20 protein-coding genes and 1 pseudogene are annotated in these 19565 nt (G+C 61.2%); 11 read left to right on the top strand and 10 right to left on the bottom strand.

Annotated elements, in window-relative coordinates; translation table 11 throughout:
- Positions 1 to 150 precede the first annotated feature (150 nt).
- From MHY08_RS01775 to MHY08_RS01765, 3 genes are read left to right on the top strand one after another with little or no spacing between them, the layout of a single operon-like run.
- Positions 151 to 1419 (top strand): hypothetical protein, encoded by a 1269-nt coding sequence (locus MHY08_RS01775; protein ID WP_239235009.1) that lies wholly within the window; start codon positions 151 to 153, stop codon positions 1417 to 1419.
- A 33-nt stretch (positions 1420 to 1452) separates the two neighbouring features.
- Entirely contained in the window at positions 1453 to 2025 is a 573-nt protein-coding gene (locus tag MHY08_RS01770; protein WP_198492602.1) for a hypothetical protein, read from the top strand.
- Positions 2026 to 2027: 2 nt separating this feature from the next.
- Positions 2028 to 2606 (top strand): hypothetical protein, encoded by a 579-nt coding sequence (locus tag MHY08_RS01765; protein WP_239235006.1) that lies wholly within the window; start codon positions 2028 to 2030, stop codon positions 2604 to 2606.
- 112 nt (positions 2607 to 2718) lie between these two features.
- Here the strand turns inward: MHY08_RS01765 and MHY08_RS01760 are convergent, their stop codons facing one another.
- The 5 genes from MHY08_RS01760 to MHY08_RS01740 all read right to left on the bottom strand — a co-directional run bounded on the left by MHY08_RS01760 (position 2719) and on the right by MHY08_RS01740 (position 7589).
- Positions 2719 to 4209: an alpha-amylase family protein gene (locus tag MHY08_RS01760; protein WP_239235003.1), complete on the bottom strand. Its 1491-nt coding sequence runs from the start codon at positions 4207 to 4209 to the stop codon at positions 2719 to 2721.
- On the bottom strand, positions 4206 to 4391 hold the full coding sequence (locus MHY08_RS01755) for a hypothetical protein (RefSeq protein ID WP_198492605.1): 186 nt from the start codon (positions 4389 to 4391) through the stop codon (positions 4206 to 4208). Before MHY08_RS01755 ends, MHY08_RS01760 begins: the two co-directional genes overlap by 4 nt.
- Complete coding sequence (locus MHY08_RS01750) at positions 4391 to 5212, bottom strand: carbohydrate ABC transporter permease (RefSeq protein WP_086587903.1); 822 nt, start codon at positions 5210 to 5212, stop codon at positions 4391 to 4393. Before MHY08_RS01750 ends, MHY08_RS01755 begins: the two co-directional genes overlap by 1 nt.
- Positions 5212 to 6216, bottom strand: a complete 1005-nt coding sequence (locus MHY08_RS01745; protein ID WP_370658779.1) for a carbohydrate ABC transporter permease — start codon at positions 6214 to 6216, stop codon at positions 5212 to 5214. Before MHY08_RS01745 ends, MHY08_RS01750 begins: the two co-directional genes overlap by 1 nt.
- 122 nt (positions 6217 to 6338) lie before the next feature.
- Positions 6339 to 7589: an ABC transporter substrate-binding protein gene (locus tag MHY08_RS01740; RefSeq protein ID WP_204610029.1), complete on the bottom strand. Its 1251-nt coding sequence runs from the start codon at positions 7587 to 7589 to the stop codon at positions 6339 to 6341.
- Between the two features lie 400 nt (positions 7590 to 7989).
- Here MHY08_RS01740 and MHY08_RS01735 point away from each other — a divergent pair, with 400 nt between their 5' ends.
- The 3 genes and pseudogenes from MHY08_RS01735 to MHY08_RS01725 all read left to right on the top strand — a co-directional run bounded on the left by MHY08_RS01735 (position 7990) and on the right by MHY08_RS01725 (position 11349).
- Entirely contained in the window at positions 7990 to 9642 is a 1653-nt protein-coding gene (locus tag MHY08_RS01735) for an ABC-F family ATP-binding cassette domain-containing protein (protein WP_204610027.1), read from the top strand.
- Positions 9639 to 10883 carry an MFS transporter gene (locus MHY08_RS01730; protein WP_204610026.1) on the top strand — a complete coding sequence of 415 codons (1245 nt, stop codon included), beginning with the start codon at positions 9639 to 9641 and terminating at the stop codon, positions 10881 to 10883. The genes MHY08_RS01735 and MHY08_RS01730 overlap by 4 nt, the downstream gene beginning before the upstream one ends.
- Positions 10883 to 11349, top strand: a pseudogene (locus tag MHY08_RS01725) (integrase core domain-containing protein). Before MHY08_RS01730 ends, MHY08_RS01725 begins: the two are co-directional and overlap by 1 nt.
- A 5-nt stretch (positions 11350 to 11354) precedes the next feature.
- On the opposite strand, the gene MHY08_RS01720 reads toward MHY08_RS01725, so the two are convergent.
- Positions 11355 to 12347 carry an ABC transporter ATP-binding protein gene (locus MHY08_RS01720; protein WP_204610025.1) on the bottom strand — a complete coding sequence of 331 codons (993 nt, stop codon included), beginning with the start codon at positions 12345 to 12347 and terminating at the stop codon, positions 11355 to 11357.
- Positions 12348 to 12391: 44 nt separating this feature from the next.
- Between MHY08_RS01720 and MHY08_RS01715 the strand changes: the two genes are divergently transcribed.
- Together MHY08_RS01715 and MHY08_RS01710 are read left to right on the top strand one after the other, a co-directional pair.
- Positions 12392 to 13276 (top strand): biotin--[acetyl-CoA-carboxylase] ligase, encoded by an 885-nt coding sequence (locus MHY08_RS01715; RefSeq protein WP_239234998.1) that lies wholly within the window; start codon positions 12392 to 12394, stop codon positions 13274 to 13276.
- A gap of 24 nt (positions 13277 to 13300) precedes the next feature.
- Entirely contained in the window at positions 13301 to 13741 is a 441-nt protein-coding gene (locus MHY08_RS01710; RefSeq protein WP_005326709.1) for a hypothetical protein, read from the top strand.
- Here MHY08_RS01710 and budA read toward each other — a convergent pair.
- Positions 13719 to 14450 carry an acetolactate decarboxylase gene (gene budA / locus MHY08_RS01705; protein ID WP_239234996.1) on the bottom strand — a complete coding sequence of 244 codons (732 nt, stop codon included), beginning with the start codon at positions 14448 to 14450 and terminating at the stop codon, positions 13719 to 13721. The genes MHY08_RS01710 and budA overlap by 23 nt on opposite strands.
- Before the next feature lie 79 nt (positions 14451 to 14529).
- Between budA and MHY08_RS01700 the strand changes: the two genes are divergently transcribed.
- From MHY08_RS01700 to MHY08_RS01690, 3 genes are all read left to right on the top strand, one after another.
- On the top strand, positions 14530 to 15645 hold the full coding sequence (locus MHY08_RS01700; RefSeq protein ID WP_239235178.1) for a 5-(carboxyamino)imidazole ribonucleotide synthase: 1116 nt from the start codon (positions 14530 to 14532) through the stop codon (positions 15643 to 15645).
- 24 nt (positions 15646 to 15669) lie between these two features.
- Positions 15670 to 16170, top strand: a complete 501-nt coding sequence (gene purE / locus MHY08_RS01695; protein ID WP_239228989.1) for a 5-(carboxyamino)imidazole ribonucleotide mutase — start codon at positions 15670 to 15672, stop codon at positions 16168 to 16170.
- A 178-nt stretch (positions 16171 to 16348) separates the two neighbouring features.
- The gene (locus MHY08_RS01690) at positions 16349 to 17212 is read left to right on the top strand and encodes a DUF559 domain-containing protein (protein WP_239234994.1); all 864 of its coding nucleotides are present in this window, start codon (positions 16349 to 16351) and stop codon (positions 17210 to 17212) included.
- Between the two features lie 155 nt (positions 17213 to 17367).
- Here MHY08_RS01690 and rbsD read toward each other — a convergent pair whose 3' ends face one another.
- From rbsD to MHY08_RS01675, 3 genes are read right to left on the bottom strand one after another with little or no spacing between them, the layout of a single operon-like run.
- Complete coding sequence (gene rbsD / locus MHY08_RS01685; RefSeq protein ID WP_239234992.1) at positions 17368 to 17742, bottom strand: D-ribose pyranase; 375 nt, start codon at positions 17740 to 17742, stop codon at positions 17368 to 17370.
- Positions 17735 to 18643 carry a ribokinase gene (locus tag MHY08_RS01680; protein ID WP_239234990.1) on the bottom strand — a complete coding sequence of 303 codons (909 nt, stop codon included), beginning with the start codon at positions 18641 to 18643 and terminating at the stop codon, positions 17735 to 17737. Before MHY08_RS01680 ends, rbsD begins: the two co-directional genes overlap by 8 nt.
- Complete coding sequence (locus tag MHY08_RS01675; protein ID WP_239234988.1) at positions 18640 to 19554, bottom strand: substrate-binding domain-containing protein; 915 nt, start codon at positions 19552 to 19554, stop codon at positions 18640 to 18642. The genes MHY08_RS01680 and MHY08_RS01675 overlap by 4 nt, the downstream gene beginning before the upstream one ends.
- Between the last annotated feature and the right edge of the window lie 11 nt (positions 19555 to 19565).

Raw genomic sequence — 19565 nt, 5'->3', positions numbered from 1 at the left:
AAGCGCCCATTATTGCACCTCAAGGCAGGTAAAAGTAGTAGGAAGAATTTCATTCAACTATTGATGTGCGTCCTTTAAGCCCTTATGATTGCCTGAGTCTTCATGAATGTTTCCCCTGATTTTTAACGATCTATTAAGGACGGTCTTCTGGTGATTAAAAAGGGACTGCGTTTGCTCGCACCGCTCGCCGTAGCGGCTCTCTTCACGCCAGTGGCACACGCGGGAGATGTTCCCCCGATGCCGCAGGCATATCCCATTTCCAACCTCTACAAGAGCTGCAGTGCCGCCGGCGATAATGCAGAGCGCGAATGGCGCTTTGCAGAAACCGGCCGCCGCTACATGAGCGACGGCACCCTGCAGTTTAAAAACACCACCAACCAAGAAGTGCCCTACACCGCCGAGGTAGAAACTGGTACCAATCACGAGATTGAAGCCAATTCCAAGGCCAAGCTGCCTTCCGGTTGGGACACCACCGCTAAGTCCGATATTGGTCTGAAGATGACCAACGGCTGGCGCGATAAAGAAACCTTCGGCCCTGTGAAGCTGAAGCCAGGTGAGTCCTTCCGCGTCGAATACGGCGTCATTGAAAAGGACTTCATCTCCATGTTCGTAGGCTGCAACGATGACCGCTTGGAAAATATCCCAGGCTCTAATGTCATCCGCGGTAAGGGCCCGGCCGAGCGCTACGCCTTCGCCTACATCATCAAGGCGGACGGCTCCGTGTCCGATCTGGCCATGGAAATTCCATCCCGTTCCCCGGGTGCAAACTCCAAGCCGATCGAGGGCAACTACACCTCCGTATCCGGCCCGAGCCTAGAGAAGATCGCCGATCCGAAGAAGGACGAGATCATGCAGCCTTCTGCAGATCTGCAGCGCGATCCCTCCTGGCCTAAGGAAGGCGATAAGTGTGAAGCCGGCGATAGCTCCTGGTACCCGCTGGACATCACCGCGGTAAAGCCGACCTACCGGAAGGCTGGTTACTCCACGGACTTCCTCAACTGGTCCAAGGGTGACTACGAGTTTGCACCGGTAACTGACTTCGTCGTTGGCGCCGAGCACGCCCCGTACACCAATTGGCAGGGCAACCGCGGCGATATTCCGAAGGGTTGGCTGGAGTCCGTTGGTGCCGTAAAGCGTGCCTACATGCCGGTCGGCACCGAGCTCAAGCACGTCGACCTCAAGCCGGGCGAGCGCGTGCGTGTGGAGTATGGCACCACCATGACCCGCATCAACTACCGCGAGATTCACTGCGGCAAGAGCGGAAACTACGACCTCACCTCTAACTACAAGCAGACCTCCGCCCCGAGCGGCTTCTGGGCAGAGGCCAAGATCACCGATAAGGCCGGCAACACCCGCACCGAGGACGTCACTCCGGACGAATTCCGCGACCTGCCGGTTCCTACCCAGACCATCTACTAAACACCACCCTCATCTACGCAAGGAGAAAATTCCATGTTCAAGTCCAAGATTGCTTCTACCACCGCGGCTCTTGCCGTTGCTTCCGGCCTCATCTTCGCTCCGGCCGCTAACGCCCTGCCGCAGCGCGACCTCGGCCCGGCCAACCCGACCACCATCGGTGAGCGTTGCTCCAACCCGGGCGACACCGGCCAGACCGTTGACATCAAGCGCACCTACTTCGATGGCTCCGCCGGTTCCTGGACCGTGTCCAACTACAACGATGAGCCGTTGCCGGTAACCCGTTCCATCACCGAGACCAAGACCAAGACCTGGAATGTGTCCGCAGGCATTGACTTCAAGCTGATGGACCTCATCAACTTCACCTTCTCCTCCAGCTACACCGATAGCCAGTCCTACGAGGTAGGCGAGCAGGTTGGTCCGTACAACATCGCTCCGGGCAAGACCGCCGTCCTGCGCGCCGGCTGGGTTGTCTCTGACTTCGAGGGCCAGAAGACTGTGTGCGGCTCCGACCACAAGTGGCAGGCCAACGGCGGCACCTTTACCGCCACCCTGCCGAAGGAGCGCCACATCGAGGTCTCCACCCGCGATAACAACGATTGGGGCTAAACGTGAGCAAGACGTCCATCGCTAGCGCCCTCGCGGCGCTAAGCCTGGTGGCCGCTCCTGTTGCCCACGCCGCTGATTTCGGTGGGGACTTTGAGCTGCCCCAGCGCTGGAACGACGACTACAAGCCAGGCACGCATTGCTCGACGCCAGGTGAAAACGGCACCTACGTCACCGCAAAGCGCCGCTGGTTCAAGCAGACCGACGCCACCAGCGTGGCTAACCGCAACGCCGAGGAAGTACCGGTCAAGCACACCGTCACCCAGGCTCGCACCCAGACCATCGAGGTCTCCGGATCCGTTGAGGGCACCGGCGAGCTGGCCAAGGTACTGACCAAGACCTATGGCTTCAACTACGTCAGCGAGCAGCACTGGAAGCTAAACCAGGTGGTTGGCCCGTACACCTTGCCTGCGAACTCGCAGGGCAAGCTGGTGTGGGGCTTTACCATGCTCGACACTGACGTTCAGGATGTGCGCTGCAACTCTGACCAGCAGTGGGAAGCCCAGGGCAAGCCATACTCGGCTTCTGTGCCAGAAGCGCGCTACTCCGAGCTGCGCCTCGAAGACGCGCCTGAGTGGAACTAGGCCACCACAACTATTAAGCGCCCTCTCGGCCCATAAGGACCGACAGGGCGCTTTTCTCTGTGGGTTGCGCAGTGCGCCGGTAGGAGAGGAGGCTGCAGCTGCGCGCTAAGGCTTAGGCCGGCAGCCAGGCGTAGCCGTACGGGCCGAGCTCTACTGGGCCCAAGTCGATGGAGCGATCGCTGAAGTTGTGCAAGCACAGCAGATCGCCGCGTTGATAGCCAAGGACGGCTTCCTCACCAGTCTCTACCGGCTCGCACGGAGCGGTGCCGAGATCCGGATGGGCATGGCGCTCGGCAATCATGGCGCGGACGGTGTTGAGCAACGAGGTGGCGTCATCAAGCTGGGCGGCCACGGAGGTACCTCCCACAATCGGAAGGCGGGAAGGTGCTTTGGTGCTGAAACCAGAGTGCTCGGAATCGTCCCACTGCATCGGGGTGCGCACCGCATAGCGGTCCGGGAGCGTGGTGTCATCGAGCATGCCAATCTCATCGCCGTAGTAGATAAACGGTGCGCCCGGCAGGGTCATCAGTAGCGAAAACATGAGCTCCACCTTGCGGCGATCGCCGTTCATCAGCGGCATCAGCCGGCGGGCAATGCCCACATGGGCGCGCATCTCATCATCGGGGAGGAAAGCTTCATACATCAGCTCGCGCACGTCATCGTCCACCATCTCCAGGGTGAGCTCATCGTGGTTGCGCAGGAAGGTACCCCATTGGCAGCCATCCGGCAGGGCGGGTAGTTCGTCGAGGATGGAGTAGACTGGGCTGGCGTCGGCAAGCGCCAATGCTTGGTACAGCCGCGGCATAACCGGGAAGTTGAAGACCATGTGGAAGCGCTCGCCCTTGCCGTAGAACTGCATGGTCTCGGCCGGAGGCTGGTTGGCCTCCGCGATGAGCACCGCATCCGGGTAGTGGGTGTCCATGAAGGAGCGAATCTTCTCCACAAACTCGATGGTCTCCGGCAGGGACTCGCCGCCTACACCGTCGCGTTCAAAGAGGTAAGCAATGGCATCAAGGCGCAGGCCGTCCAATCCCTTGTCCATCCAGAAGGACAAGATCTTGAACACCTCCTCCTGCACGGCCGGGTTATCGTAGTTCAAATCCGGCTGGTGGGAGTAGAAGCGGTGGAAGTAGTACTGGCCGCGCTGGTCATCCCAGGTCCAGTTGGATGTCTCCACGTCGGTGAAAATGACACGAATTTCGGGATAGCGCTCCGGGTCATCGCCCCAAACATAGAAATCGCCATAGGGGCCGGTGGGGTCCGTGCGGGAGGCCTGGAACCACGGGTGGTCGGAGCTGGTGTGATTGAGCGCCAAATCCGTCATAATGCGCATGCCGCGGCGGTGCAGCTGCGCAATGAGCTCTTCAAAGTCCTCCATCGTGCCGTAATCCGGATGGATGGAGTAGTAGTCCGCAATGTCGTAGCCATCATCGCGCAAGGGGCTGGCATAAAACGGCGAAAGCCACAGGCAGTCCACGCCGAGCCACTGCAGGTAATCCAGCTTATCGATGACCCCGCGCAGCGTGCCTACCTCCTTATCGCCGTCGGCTTTGAAGGAGCCGACGAGGGCCTGGTAGAAGACGGCATCGTGGTACCAGCTCATGAAAGGTCCTTTCTTTTCGCCCGCCAGGTCAGGTAGGTAAGGAGGCACAGGGCGCCGGCCAAGAGGCCGGGCCAGAGGGCGGGGGAGTCGTGGAAGAGATTGAGTACAGCTTGGATAACCGCGAGGAGGCTAAAGAATCCGAGGAAACCCAGGGCGGTATCCCACAGCATGGCCCGGCGCATTAGGCCTTGACACCGCCAGCGGTCAGGCCGGCGACGATGCGGTGCTGGAAGATGAGCACCATGATGACCAATGGGATGGTCACCAACGCGCCAGCAGCCATGGTGGCGGCATAGGGGTACTCGAAAGCGGACGGGCCGGAAAATCGTGCGATGGCTACGGTCACCGGTTCGGTATCAGTGGTGGACAGCTGCTTGGCCAGCATGAACTCATTCCACGTGGTGATAAAGGCGATAATCGCGGTGGTAAATAGCGCCGGCGCCGCAAGCGGCAGAAGCACTAGGCGGAAGGCCTGGGAGCGCGAGGCACCATCCACCCGGGCTGCTTCTTCTAGTTCCCAAGGCAGCTGGCGGAAGAAGCTCAGCAGGGTATAGACCGTAAGCGGTAGCGCGAAGGAAATATTGGGGATGATCATCGCGCGGTAAGTACCAATCCATTCCAGGTTGCCAAAGAGCTGGAAGAGCGGGGTGACCAAGGCAATGGCCGGGAACATGGAGGCGGCCAGGATAATGCCGGTCACGATGCCCTTCCCCGGGAAGTCATAACGGGAGAGTGCATAGGCGGTAAAGACGCCGATGAGCACGGCCACAGCGGTGGTAACCAGGGAAATAAGCAGCGAGTTTCCCAGCGCGGCTAGGAAGTCGTTTCCCTTATCGGTAGCCAAGGCATCGCGGAAATTATCCAGCGTGACGTGGGTGGGCCACGGAGTGGTATCGAAGGTGAAGCGCTGATCCCGCAGCGCGGTTACCAGCATCCAGTAAAAGGGCGCCAAGCCCCAGAACATGATGAAGACGATGCCGGCGTAGTGTCCGAATTTACGCATTATTTAGCTGCCTTCCTGCCGGAGACATCCGCGCCAAGGAAGCGGATGAGGATAAAGGCGACGACGAAGATGAGGAGGAATATAAGAGTGGAGAGCGCGGAGGCGGAATTGAAGTTGCCCTGGCGCATATCCTCTACCACCAGCTGGGAGATGGTCGCGGTGGGGGAATTGGAGGAGCTAGAAATCATGATGACCGGTAGGTCATACATGCGCAGCGCATCCAGGGTGCGGAAGAGCACGGCCACCATGAGCGCCGGGCGCACCAGCGGGAGCGTGATGCGGAAGAAGGTCTGAATACGGTTGGCGCCGTCCACACGGGCGGCATCGTAAACGTCCTTCGGGATCATCTGCAGGCCGGCTAGGATGAGCAGCGCCATGAATGGTGCTGTCTTCCATACGTCCGCGATGATGACAGCCAGGCGAGCGTAGAACGGGTCCGTGGTCCAAGCAATGTCCGCACCAAGCAGCGAGTTGATGATGCCCTCCGGGGCGAACATGAACTGCCACAGCTTGGCTGTGACGGCCGTAGGAATGGCCCAGGGGATAAGCACCGCAGCGCGCACCAGGCCGCGGCCGCGGTACTCACCATTCATAATGAGCGCCATCAGCATGCCCAGGATGGTCTCCAGTAGCACGGTAACGATGGTGAAAAAGAGCGTGATCTTGACCGCCGGCCAAAAGTCCGTGGCGATAACGCCCGGCGGGCAGGTAGAAATCTGACCAGTGCCGGAAACACACCGGTTATTAATCCAGTACAGGTAATTTTCCAGCCCGGCAAAGCCGCCCTCCTCAAAAAGCCCCGTCTGCGGGTTGAGCTGCCTATTGCCTTGGAAGGACAGGACAATGGCGCGGATGATGGGGTAGCCGATAATGACGGCGAGCACGATGAGCGCCGGAGCAATCAGCCCGGCCACGCGCCCATAATTCTTACGCTGGGGCTTCGGCGCGCTTGCCGACGCCCCCTTCGGCGCCCCCTTGGACGCAGTCGGCGAAGCTATAGCCACGCTGGACCGCCTTTCTGTTCAAGAAATGCTAAGTATTGGCTAGATTCTATCCCCTTTAGGGGAGTGAAAACCACAAAGGGTGAGGCGGCGGGGTGTCCGCCTACCTCACCCGGATTGGGCGTTTAGCCCTGGGAAGCCGATTCGATGGCCGCCTTCATATCGGCGGTGGCATCATCCACTGACTTGCCATCCGTCAATGCAGCATAGGCATTGTCTTGGATGGCCTTGGAAATCGCCGAGTAGAACGGGGAAACCGGGCGCGGTGCCGCGTTCTCCAGAGATTCCTTGAGTGCTGGCAGGTACGGGAATTCCTGCTGCAGCTGCGGGTCATCGTAGATGGAAGCCAAGACTGGCGGGAAGGACTGCTCCGCAAAAGACTTCTGGTTGTCCTCGTTGATGATGAACTTCATAAACTCGAGCGCAGTGCCCTTATTCTTGGAGTTGATATTGATGCCGTTGTTATAGCCACCCAGCGTGGAAACGCCTACTCCGTCCTTGCCCAGCGGGGCCTGGACCTCGACGTCGACGCCGGCATCAACCGCATTGGAATACATATACGGCCAGTTCATGGCAAAGGCAGTCTTGCCTTCGGTAAACGCCATATTGGTTTCTTCCTCGGTGGCGGCGGTGGAGTCCTTGGAGATGGTCTCCTCCTTGTACGCATCCACCATGGCCTGAAGGCCGTCCTTGGCTTCCTTAGAATCCACGGTGACGTTGCCGTCCTTATCCAAGACGGAGCCGCCCCAGCCTTCCATGAAGTCGGCGGTATTGAGCGCAAGGCCTTCGTACTGCTTGAACTGGGTGGTCAGGCAGCTCTTGCCCTTTTCCAGCGCCTTACATGCGGATTTAAGATCTGCGAACTTCTCGGGAGCCTTATCCGCGAGCTCGGTATTGCGGAAAAGCAGCTGGCCGTTGGTGTTTTGCGGCAGCGCGTAAAGTACGTCGTTATAGGTGGCGGACTCTACGGTAGCTGGCAGCAGCTCATCCGTATTGGTTTCAAAGTCACCATTGAGGGGCTGGAGCCACTGGTTGGCGGCGAACTCCGCAGTCCACACCACGTCGAGGGCCATGACATCGTAGTCATCGCTGCCCGCCTGGAGGGACTGCACGAGGGTCTCGCGTTGAGCGTCAGCCTCGCCGGCCAGCTCCTTGAGCGTGACCTTCTCTTCTGGGTGCTGCTCGTTCCACTTTTCGATGATGGGGGTTACCTTGTCCGTGTCATTTTTGCCCATGGCAAAGGTGATGGGGCCGCGCGCATCCGCGCCGCCTTCAGCGGAACCGTCTGCAGCGGAATCGGAGGAGGACGAAGAGCAGCCGGCCAGTGCCAGAACTGCGGTGGCCGCAACGGTAGTGCGAAGCAGGAATTTCTGCATGGAAATCACCTTTCGGAAAACTTTCGTTTCTTTAAACCTAAAATACGGAAACCAAAAGGTGGATAATTTTGGCCTATTTAACTCTAAACGGGGGTAGTAAGGGGGAAGCGGCTGGCTGATCCGTGTACCTGCTGCACGACGGCCTAGATGCCTTCGCGGCTAAGTCGCCTCCGTGGGGATTCGTGGGTGCTAGTTGTATTGACCTGAGATTTTAATTGATTTGCTGAGAGCCGCCCCGCTGGGTAAACTCTGCCGCATGTACTCAGGCATCGCTTCCATGAAGCTACGTTCCGCCCGCTGACGGCGGCGAGACCCCTTCTGATCTTTCGTCTGCCGTCCTGGCCACCTGCCGGGCGGCCATCTTGTGCTGCCCGGCTCCATGACGAGCTGAGAGTATGCAATGCCAAACACATCAACCTTGCGGTCATGTGTGTGGAATGGAACGCCCCAAGGGCCCGCCGCACACATCCGCGCCGAATCAATCCACATCACCTTGGGGGACAGGCACCTCCTGAACGGGCTGGACGTCACCGTCTCCGCCGGCTCACGTCTGGCGATCGTCGGCGACAACGGTCGTGGCAAGACCACCTTGCTTCACATTTTGGCCGGGATCCTGACCCCTGACTCGGGAGTAGTGACCCAGATGGGTTCCCGCGTCTTGGTTAAGCAGGACATGTCTGCCGAGGGCAACCGCACCGTCGGCGACCTCATCGCCGAAGCGACTGCTCCCTCTAGGTCTGCGCTCGAGGCCCTTGACGCGGCGAGCGCTGCACTCGCCGCGGGTGACGACGCGGCCGATGCCTATTCCGCAGCGCTCGAGACCGCCACGCTACTGGATGCCTGGGACGCAGAAAGGCGGGTGGACATCGCACTGGCAGGCCTCGACGCCTGCAGCGACCGCGCTCGCATCCTGTCGACCTTGTCGGTCGGACAACGCTACCGTGTCCGGCTCGCCGTCGCACTTGGTTCGACCCCCGACCTGCTCCTGTTGGATGAGCCCACCAACCACCTGGATGCTGCAGGACTGGCTTTTCTAACCGAGCGACTGCGTGACCACCCTGGGGGCCTGGCTCTGGTCAGCCACGACCGCGCGCTGCTGCGTGATGTGGCGACGACCTTCCTGGATCTCGACCCGACCCGAGATGGTGTCCCGCGAACCTACTCGGGCGGCTACCAAGGCTGGATTGAAGGCCGCCGACGAGAACGCCTCATGTGGGAACAGGACCACGCCGCCCAGGTCGCCCGACACGAGGAACTGACACGCGCTGCAGCCGAGGCGCGCTCCCGCCTATCCCAGGGTGGATGGAGACCTGCCAAGGGCACAGGCAAGCACCAACGCGCCACGCGCGCTCCTGGAGTGGTCCAAGCCTTCAACCGACGTATCGAAGACTTGAAAAGTCATGAAATCGACGTCCCGCCGCCGCCACTGCGTCTTGCATGGCCCGCCTCGGCAACCCGTGCCGGACAGAGCATCATGAACGCCACCCTGGTTACTGTGAAGGACCGGTTGGACGCTCCGGTCTCGGTCGACGTGAACGGCGGTGACCGGTTGGTGGTCACCGGACCGAACGGCGCGGGAAAATCCACCCTGTTGGTACTTCTCGCAGGGCGGCTGGCCTCCACCACGGGACATGTGCGAGTTAATCCGAGAGCGCGCATCGCTCTGCTGTCCCAAGAGGTCCCCGACTGGGACCGCTCCAGCCCTGCACACGAGGTCTATGAGGCGTACCTGGCGAAGCTAGGCCGTCGAGCTCAGGCGCCGTCCCTCGGCTCGCTCGGGCTGCTCGAAGCCTCCGCAACCGGCACGCCGGTGGGGCGCTTGTCGCAAGGACAGCAACGCCGTCTCCACCTGGCCATGTGTCTGGCCCAGGATCCAGACCTGCTGCTCCTGGACGAGCCCACCAATCATCTGTCCTCGATCCTCGTTGATGACATCACCACCGAGCTGCTGCAGACCTCCTGCGCGGTGATCGTTGCCACGCATGACCGGCAGATGCTCCACGACCTGGCCGACTGGCCCCACCTGAACCTTGACCTGAAGGACATGCCATGAACCCGCTTCACCCCTTGACCATCCCCACGTACCGTCAGCTGTTCGCAGCGATGGTGCTGACCATCTTCGCCCAGGGTGCCTGGGCCCTCTACCTTGCCATGCAGACCCTCGACCTGGGCGCCACGCCAGCCGCCCTGTCGGGTGTCGTAGTCTGGAGCGGCATTGGCCTGCTTGCAGGATCCCTCCCAGCTGGCGTAATCGCAGACCGGTTCCCCAATAAGTCCGTCATCGTGAGCGTGCTCACCCTGAACCTCACCATCGCGACCGCGACGTCCACGGCAGCAATCCTCGACATTGTCACCTTCTGGATGCTCGCGGTCTCCGCGTTCATCATTGGCACTTCAACCGCATTCTTCTTCCCCGCCTACACGGCGCTGGTGCCAGTCTTGGTGGACGGCGACGACTTAATGGCCGTCAACGGCCTCGAAGGCGCCGCCCGCCCGTTGGTCGGACAGGCACTTGCGCCCGCCGCCGTCGGAGCGGTCATCGGTGCCAGCATGCCCGCCGCTGGCGGATACCTCATCGCAGCAGCACTCGGACTTGCCCTGCTTGCGGCTCTGCAGCTTCCCGCCCCCACCCGCGCCGAGTCCGAGGCCGACGGTGCGGAAGACTCACTGATCACCGACCTGCTCGACGGCTTCCGCTACGTTTCCCGCACACGTTGGGTCCGCTCCAGTGTCCTGTTCGCGGCCGTCATGGGACTGGTAGTGACTGGACCACTCGAAGTCCTCCTACCCGCCCTCATGCGCTCATCGCATGACAACGGACCTGCTCTCTACGGGGCCGTCCTGGCTGCCCTCGGCGCGGGCGGGGTGGTGGGTTCTCTGCTAGCTGGGTCGTGGCGCACACCGGAACGCTTCCTGCCGGCCATGGTCGGTGCCTGGGTGATCGGATGCCTGCCCCTGTCCATCCCGGCGCTCACCAGCAATTCGTGGGCCATCGGCGCAGGCCTCGCGTTCTACGGGGCGCTGATCGGGATCGGAATGGTCATCTGGGGAGCAGTACTCCAAGAACACGTCCCCTTGGAGATGCTCGGCCGGGTCGCCAGCCTCGACTTCTTTATATCCATCGCCTTCATGCCTCTGTCAATCGCTCTCACCGGACTCCTCAGCCGCCACATCGACATCAGAACTCTGTTTATCGCCGCCGGCCTAGTGCCACTGGCCACGGGAGCACTCCTCGCAGCCCTGGGACAACTCAAGATGCCGCAGAAGACGCTTGTCGAAGCAGGAGAGGATTAATGCATGCCAACGCCATCCTCACACCTCGCCACCGCTCGGAGGTCGCCCAACTCCTCGTCGACGACGGATGGCCGATTAGCGAGGTCGCTGCCCGCTTCCAAGTCTCATGGCCGACCGTATCTTCTCGTCCTGCCATTTCAACCGGCTGACTCGCGTCGGCCGCGCTACGAGCATGACCACCCCGGAGCAAGCCCTACGACCCGTGGATAGGCACGGTCTACGTCCACGCCGTCATCGACGACTACTTCTGCCTCGTCTACGCCGAGATTCACGATGGCGAAACCGCAATCACCGCCACCGCGGTCCTGGTGGGGTTGGCGAGTGATTCAACGCCCACCGGTATACTTCCGAAACCGAACGCCGCGGTGAGCTCGACGCCTGGCTGCATTACTACAACCGGCATCGTCCCCACACTGCGTGTGGAGACCAGCCGCCGTTTACACGTTTGACTTACGGCTCCGGTTAGTTCAGCTAGTCCTGGGCGATGCGACGGCCCGTTTCCGGGTCGAAGCGGTGCGCCTCACGTGGGTTGAAGGTCAGCACCACCTCTTCACCGCGCTGCGGTGGGGTACCTTCGGCGCGGGCGACCAACCTATTCTCGCCCACGGTGACATAGACATAAGACTCTGCGCCCAGCTCTTCCACAATGTCCACCACGCCTTGGAAGCCCACCGGGCCTTTGTTGATAAACATCTTTTCTGGGCGCACGCCTACGCGGGAACCGTTGTAGTCAAAGATATTCATGGCTGGCGAGCCGATGAAGCCGGCGACGAATTCGTTCGCGGGGGCGTCGTAAAGCTCGCGCGGCGGGGCTACCTGCTGCAGCTCGCCGTCCTTGAGCACCGCCACGCGGTCGCCCATGGTCATAGCCTCCACCTGGTCGTGGGTGACATACACCGTCGTCGTGCCCAGGCGCTGCTGGAGGCTGGCCAGCTCCGCGCGGGTCTGTACGCGCAACTTGGCATCCAGGTTGGACAGCGGCTCATCCATAAGAAAGGCCTTCGGCTCGCGGACAATGGCCCGGCCCATGGCCACGCGCTGGCGCTGGCCGCCGGACAGATCCTTGGGCTTGCGCTTGAGATACTCGGTCAGGCCGAGCGTTTCCGCCGCCTCGTGCACCTTGGCTTTGATCTCGGATTTGGGAAGCTTCGCCAGCTTCAGGGCAAAGCCCATGTTTTCCTCCACCGTCAGGTGTGGGTAGAGGGCATAGTTCTGGAAGACCATGGCGATATCGCGATCGCCTGGTTCCAGGTTGGTCACGTCCTTGCCGTCGATGGTGATGCGGCCGCTGGAGGTAGGTTCCAGGCCCGCCAGCGCGCGTAGCGTTGTGGACTTGCCGCAGCCCGATGGACCAACGAGGACTAGGAATTCGCCGTCCGCGATATCGAGGTCCAAGTCTTTTACCGTGGGCGCGCTCGCGCCGGGGTAGGTGATGTTGACCTTTTCAAAAGTGACCTTTGCCATGCGCAACACACTAGCACCATTGGCGGCCGGTATCCTTGAAGCTTATGACAGCACTTGATTTGGAACGCATTCGCACCGCGCTGGCGGACGATTTCACCACCATCGATTTCGTGGAAAAGACCGGCTCCACCAATACCGATTTGATGCAGGCCACCAATGTTGCGGATGGCACCGTGCTGCTTGCCGACGAACAACTTTCCGGCAAGGGCCGCCTCGGCCGCACCTGGACCGCGCCGGCCGGCTCCCAGGTCATCTTCTCCGTGCTCTTGCTGCCGGAATCCCTCGAGCACCTGGGCACCCTGCCGCTGGCCGCGGGCCTCGCGGTGACCGATTCGATTGAGGGCACCGTGCTGAAGTGGCCAAACGACGTGCATATCGACGGCAATAAGCTGTGTGGCATCCTTGCCGAGGCCGGTCCCGTGGGCCAAGCCTTTAAGGCCGCGCCGAAGACCGAGCTCACCAAGGTAGAGGTAGGCAAGGCTGAAGTTAACAAGGCGGAGGTTAATAAGGCCGAAGTAAATAAGGCTGAAGTCAATAAAGCAGAGGTTAATAAGGCAGTAGGTGGCGCCGCACCATCTGCGCGCGTCGTCGTGGGCATGGGCATCAATGTCACCCTGACTCGTGAGGACCTACCTATTGAAAAGGCCACCTCGCTCGCGCTCGAAGGCCGCGATACCGACCGCACCGAGCTGGCCATTACCGTGTTGAAGAACTTGCGCCGCCGCATCGTGCAGTGGGAGAACCAAGATCCGCAGCTCCTGCGCGACTACCGTGCGGTCTGCTCCTCGCTTGGCCAGGAGGTGCGCTTGGAAACTCCGTCCGGCGATGTGACCGGGCACGTCGATGAAATCGGCGAGGACGGCCGCATCATGGTCGCCGGCGAGTACTACTCCGCGGGCGATGTCACGCACCTGCGCCCACAGAAGTAGACACGCGAGGTAGCATCCTTAGCTATGGGACTAATGAAGATGGGCCAAGGAGAGGTCAAGCGCGCGGATGTCTCCGCGCCGTTTCGCGCGCTGATTTTCCCCTTCCTCGAGCTCATCCTCATCACCGGCCTGCTGTGGATCGCCATCGGCTGGTGCGATGTCCAAGCAGTAGACCCGATGCTGCGCAACGGTCTCGTCGCGGTATGGGCGCTGCTGGGAATCTGGCGCTTTGTCATTCCGCTTTATAAGGCCCGCCGGAAGCGCTTCATCGTGACTAATAGGCGCGTCATCGCGCGGGAGGGCCGCAATATCGATTCGATTCCGCTGCAGGATATCCGCGGCGCCCGCAAGCGCCGAGGCGGGGTCTCCCTAGCAATTCACGGCTGGGACCGGGCCATGTATTTTCCCAACGTGGCCAAGCCCAAGCGTGTGGCCGAGATCATTAATGATCGCCCTTGGTTTTAACCTCGGTGGTATGAAGCTGGCTATCCAGATCCTCAGGGGAGAGGTTAGCTCGGCTAAATTCTTGCGTCAGCGGCAGGCGCAGCTCTAGATCGGAGGCGGGGCAAAGCTCAACCGTTGCCTTATCCACTACGTAGTCCAGCACGTGGCCACCGGAGGTGCGGTCGGCGTCGATAAAGTGCACGTGGCAGCCCGGAACCGAGATGCCCTTTTCATAGACGGGGGTGCGGAAGCCACCGATGACGCCCTCAACGTCCTTAAAATGCAGCTCCTTATCGCCGCCCACGGCCTCAGACATTGGCGGGTAGGGCTTTTCTTGTTTGACCACCGTGCGGGTGGTGACCTCCTTGAACGTGCCCACGATGCGCACCGCGTACATGTAGTTAGCGGAAGGCTCGAGCTTATCAATGAACGCGGAGAGCTGATCGCGGCGCAGGCCCGCGGGGGCGTCGGCAGTAATGCGCGGGACAAAATTCGTGGCTACCGCGTAAGGAGTGCGCTGGTCTAGGTCTGCAATCTGCGCGGAGCCATCGCCGCGCAGCTGGTAGCAGGTGCCATCCAAAATGATCATCTCTCCGTCGAGGCCATCAAAGGTGCCGAGGCCAAAATTGCCCTTACCAAGCAGTTCCGAAATGGTCATTTCGCCGTCATAAATGCCGTCCAGCAAAGCGGTCATGAGCGAATTTTGGAAGATGGTATGACGAGTGAACATAGTATCCAGGCTAGTATTGGGGGACGTGAGTGACTTAAAGCCTATTGTAACTGTTTGTGGCGACGGCCAGCTGGCCCGCATGATGCAGCCGGCCGCCGCGGAACTCGATATTCACCTGCGGATTCTAGCCAGCAAGCCGGATTCTTCCGCTGCGCAGGTTACCCCGGACGTGGTGCTGGGGGACTACACCTCCCTAGAGGAGCTGCGCGGTGTGGCGGAGGACGCGGACGCTATCACTTTCGAGCACGAGCATGTGCCCAACGAACACTCCGCCGCGCTTATCGACGCCGGATTTAACGTCCAGCCCCAGCCCACCGCTCTTATCTACGCGCAGGATAAGCTCAAGATGCGAGAAAAGCTGGCCGCGCTGGGCGCTCCCGTGCCGCGCTTTGCCGCCATCGACTCGGTGGCCGATGCCCGCGCCTTTTTCGACGCCGTCGATGGCCGCGTATGCCTCAAGGCACGCCGCGGTGGATACGACGGCAAGGGAGTATGGTTCCCCACCGCCGATAATTGCTTTGAGCTGGTCTCCGAGCTGCTCGAGGCCGGAACCCCGCTGATGGCAGAGGAAAAGGTGGAACTTACCCGCGAGCTTTCCATCTTGGTCGCCCGCCGTCCTTCCGGCGAGGCTAAGGTGTGGCCGATTACCCAGTCCCGCCAGGAAAACGGCATTTGTGCCGAGGCTATCGCCCCCGCCCCTGGCCTCGCACCGGAACTCGCCCAGCGCGCTTCCGAGTTGGGTCTCACCATCGCCGAGTCCCTCGGAGTGACCGGCGTGCTGGCCGTCGAACTCTTTGCCTTCGACGGTCCCGAGGGCGAGGATATCTCCGTCAACGAACTGGCCATGCGCCCGCATAACACCGGCCACTGGACCCAGGATGGCTGCGTCACCTCCCAGTTTGAGCAGCACCTGCGCGCCGTGCTCGACCTCCCGTTGGGTGCAGTCGACACGCTTGCACCCGTTACCGTGATGGCCAATGCCTTGGGCGCCTACGAAGATCCCGCCATGCCCATGCCGGAGCGCGTCCGTAAAGTCATGGAGCGCTACCCGCAGGCCAAGATTCACCTTTACGGCAAGGACCACCGCCCTGGCCGCAAGATTGGCCACGTCAACGTCACCGGTGAAGATACCGACGAGCCCCTGACCATCGCCCGCCAGGCCGCGCACTTCCTCGTGCACGCCGAATGGGCTTAAATTCCTGCCTGTAGAAAGGACACTATGCAACCGCATGTAGGCATCATCATGGGCTCCGATTCCGATTGGCCCACCGTTGAACCCGCCGCTCAGGTCCTCGCGGACTTCGGCATCCCCTTCGAGGTTGGCGTGGTCAGCGCCCACCGCACCCCGGAAAAGATGCTGGCCTATGCCAAGGAAGCCCATACCCGCGGGTTGAAGGCGATTATCGCTTGCGCCGGCGGTGCCGCGCACCTTCCCGGCATGGTCGCCGCGGCTACGCCGCTGCCGGTCATCGGTATCCCCCGCGCACTGAAGGATCTCGATGGCCTCGACTCCCTCCTGTCCATCGTGCAGATGCCCAGCGGCGTGCCGGTAGCCACCGTCTCCATCGGCGGTGCGAAGAACGCCGGCCTGCTCGCCGCCCGCATCCTCGGCGCTGGCGACCCCGCCATCCAAGACAAGATGGCGGACTACCAAAAGCAGATGGCCGAGGAAGTCGAGCAGAAGGATAAGAACCTGCGCGACAAGCTGCTAGGGGAGTAGCAGTTAACAGGAGCGTGAAGCTACACGCCAACTTGCAGCCACGTTATGGCCCCATGGAATCAACCTGCCATGCATAACGTGGCTGCATTGTAGGTTTTGGAGTTCCTTTCCGGCTGCACGAGCGTAGAAGGGCGAATAAGGTGAAAGAGAACCAGATTTTCGGGGGAAATGGGGAAATATGGAAAGCTGGGTGGTGTCCGGGCTGAGCCAGGACCAACTGCGCCGGCGGTTGGCTAAAGGTGAAATCTTCAAAATTGCACGGGGCCTCTATGTTCGCCGGAAACCAGAACCAATGGAGGTGGCGCAGTTATTGCAGCAGCGCTGGCCGAAAGTGATGATTGCAGGAAAATCAGCGGTCGAGATTTACTCACGGACTGTCATGACTCTCCCGCTGGAGGTCGCGTACACCAACAGGCTGAGCTCGTCTGAATGGTTCAAAGCGCAAAGAACTCGCCAGCGAACGTTCTATGAGTTCAAAGGGATCCCGGTTCAGAACCCAATTTTGGCCGCGCTTGAAGTCGATGAAAAACGAGCAATCACCATGCTGGAGTTTCATTATCGCAGTGTACGAGGGAAAGCTGCGCTGGAGCGGGATTTATCTTCCATCTCGCGCGTGCCCGCTGGGACGAAAGAGATGCTGCGCAAGGTTGTCCACGGAAGCGATAGTGAAGCCGAGCGTCTGGTGGTACGCGCGCTTCGCCGCAGAGGGATGAAGGTTGAGACCAACCGACAGATAGGTCCGTACTTTTGGGATCTTGTGGTGGGGAAAATCGCGGTGGAGATCGATGGCTACGATTTCCACAAAGCTGAAGACTTGGCCACTTTTATCAAGGATCGGTGGAAAGCAAATGACGCAACGCTTAGGGGCTATACGGTACTTCGGTATTCAGGCAGTTGCGTTAAGCATCACTTGCGCGAAGTGGTGCAACAAATCGTAGACGCTCGTCAGCGGACTCCAGACTTTTCTGGCTACGCGCATCAATCGGTGTGGGATTGGCATTCACTGCTTGTTGGAGAACCGTATGAGCCGATCCGAGGCTAATTTATGGCCGCGATAGCGACCGAATAGAGGAAGGCGGCAGGGACAACGCGGCTGCAACTTGGGCTAGAGTAAAAGAGCCAATAAGTGGCCGCGTTAGCGACCAAAATTGGCGCACGAAGGGCTATATAGTGGCCAAAAGTCACCTTGCGAATGCGCTAGAAAGGCACGCCGGAGCGCAGGATGACATTGGCAAACGGCGTGGTGGAACCGGTGCGCACGACGAAGGAGGCGCGGGCGACTTCTCGCTTGAGGTCGTCGTGAGAGACCTCGGTAAGCGGTACTGCGGGAAGCAGGGAGCGCACCTCGGGCGGGGTGGTATCGGCGATGGTGGCGGCTTCGACCACGACCTCATCGAGGAGGGCCGCTAGGGTATCGGCAAAAGTGGGGATGCCGAAGGTTAGCGTGAGGTCGATGACGGGCACATCGTGGGGGATGGGCAGGCCGCAATCGGCGATAACGAAGGTATCGGTATGGCCCAAGCGCGCGACGGCGCTGGTGAGCGCGGGATTGAGCAGGCCGGATTTACGCATCGGTGACCTCCGGCAGGGCGGATTCGGTGGTGGGGTAGGACGGTTGCGCGCCGTTGCCGGTGGCGGCGAAGGCACCGACGCGGGCGGCGAAAGTGGCGGCATCGACAAGCGAGGCACCGGTGAGGAGCTGGGCGCAGAAGGCACCTGCGAAGGCATCGCCGGCGCCGGTGGTATCCACGGCGGTCACGCGCGGGGTGGGGATGTCCGTGCCTCCCTCCGGGGTGGCCACGTAGGCGCCGTGCGCGCCAAGGGTGAGAACGACGGAGCGGAAACCGGCCTCTACCAGGCGGTGGGCGAGCTCGCGTGGGGCGCCCTCAGCAGACAGGCCGAGCTGGTCCAGGATGAGTCCTGCTTCGTGCTCATTGGCCAGCAAAGGGTCGGCCTTCAGGAGCGAGTCGCGGTCGACCTCGACCACGGGCGCGAGGTTGACCACCACTCGGCCTTGGGCCGCCTCGACCGCGGCCTGGAAACCCGAGGCGGGGATTTCGCCTTGCAGAAGGACCACGTCGGCATCGGCGATGGTGGAGGCACGGGAGGAGACAAAGGAGGCGTCGACAAGCGCGTTGGCTCCCGGGGAGATGACGATGGTGTTCTCGCCATCGGCCGAGACAGTAATGACGGCGAGGCCGGTATTGGTGTCGGCCTGCTTCACGGCGCCTAGATCGATGCCGGAGGTGCGCATGTAGTGCATCGCAGGCTCGGCATAGGGATCGGAACCAACCGCGCCCACGAAGGCCACAGTGGCGCCCAGCTGTGCGGCCGCGACAGCCTGGTTAGCGCCTTTGCCCCCGGCCAAGATGTCGCCGCCAGAGCCCAGCAGGGTCTCGCCGGGCTGCGGGTGGCGCTCGGCGTGCACGATGAGATCGGCATTGATGGAACCGACGACGGTTAGCTTGCTCATTGGAAATCCTCCACATTGTCGCGGGTGACGGTGATGACCTCGACGGGGATGTTCTTCTCCGCCGCGCCACCGTGCAGGAGCGCTGCGGCTTGTTCGATGGCGCGGGCACCGAGCTCTGCGGGCTGCTGGGCGATGGTTGCTTCTAGCTTGCCATCTTTGACCGCCTTGAGGCCATCGAAGGTGCCATCAAAAGCCACCACCTTGACCTCAGATCCAGCGCGCGAGCCCAAAGCTTCGACCGCGCCGAGCGCCATTTCATCGTTCTCCGCAAAGATGGCCTTGATATCCGGGTTGGCCTGCAGCAGGTTGGTGGCGACGTTGAGGCCTTCCGTGCGGTCGAAATTCGCCGATTGCTTGCCGACGACCCGAATGCCCCCGTACTTCGCAATCTGCTCTTCAAAGCCCTTGCCGCGCTCGCGCGAGGCGGAGGTACCAGCGGTGCCCTGCAGGATGAGGATATCGCCCTTTTCCCCAATGGATTCGGCGAGCTTATCCGCAGCCTGCGCGCCACCGGCGACGTTATCGGAGGCCACCATGGAATCCAGCTCTACGCCGTTGACATCGCGGTCCACGCCGATGACGGGCACGCCGTCATTCTTGATGCCGCGCACGGCTGGGGCGACGGCATCGGAATCGGTGGGGTTGACCACGACGACCTTGGCGCCCATGGAGGTAGCATTGCCCAGCTGATTGACCTGCTGGGCGGGGTCATCGGAAGCGTCTTGGATGTCTAGCGGAACGCCGAGTTCCTTGGCCTTATCCTGTGCGCCGTGGCGCAGCTCGACGAAGAAGGGGTTGGTCTGCGTGGAGAGCGCTAGCGTAATGCGGTTGCGGTCTTCTTCCGAGCGATTGCAGGAGGCAAGGCCCAGCGCGAGGGCGGGGACAAGGAGGGTGGCGATGAGTTTTTTCATGGCGGGTGCTC

This window comes from Corynebacterium sp. ACRPJ (genome assembly GCF_022347345.1).
Lineage (GTDB): Bacteria > Actinomycetota > Actinomycetes > Mycobacteriales > Mycobacteriaceae > Corynebacterium > Corynebacterium tuberculostearicum_D.
Note: the sequence above shows the minus strand (reverse complement) of the source record. Positions and strands in the feature narration are given on the sequence as shown.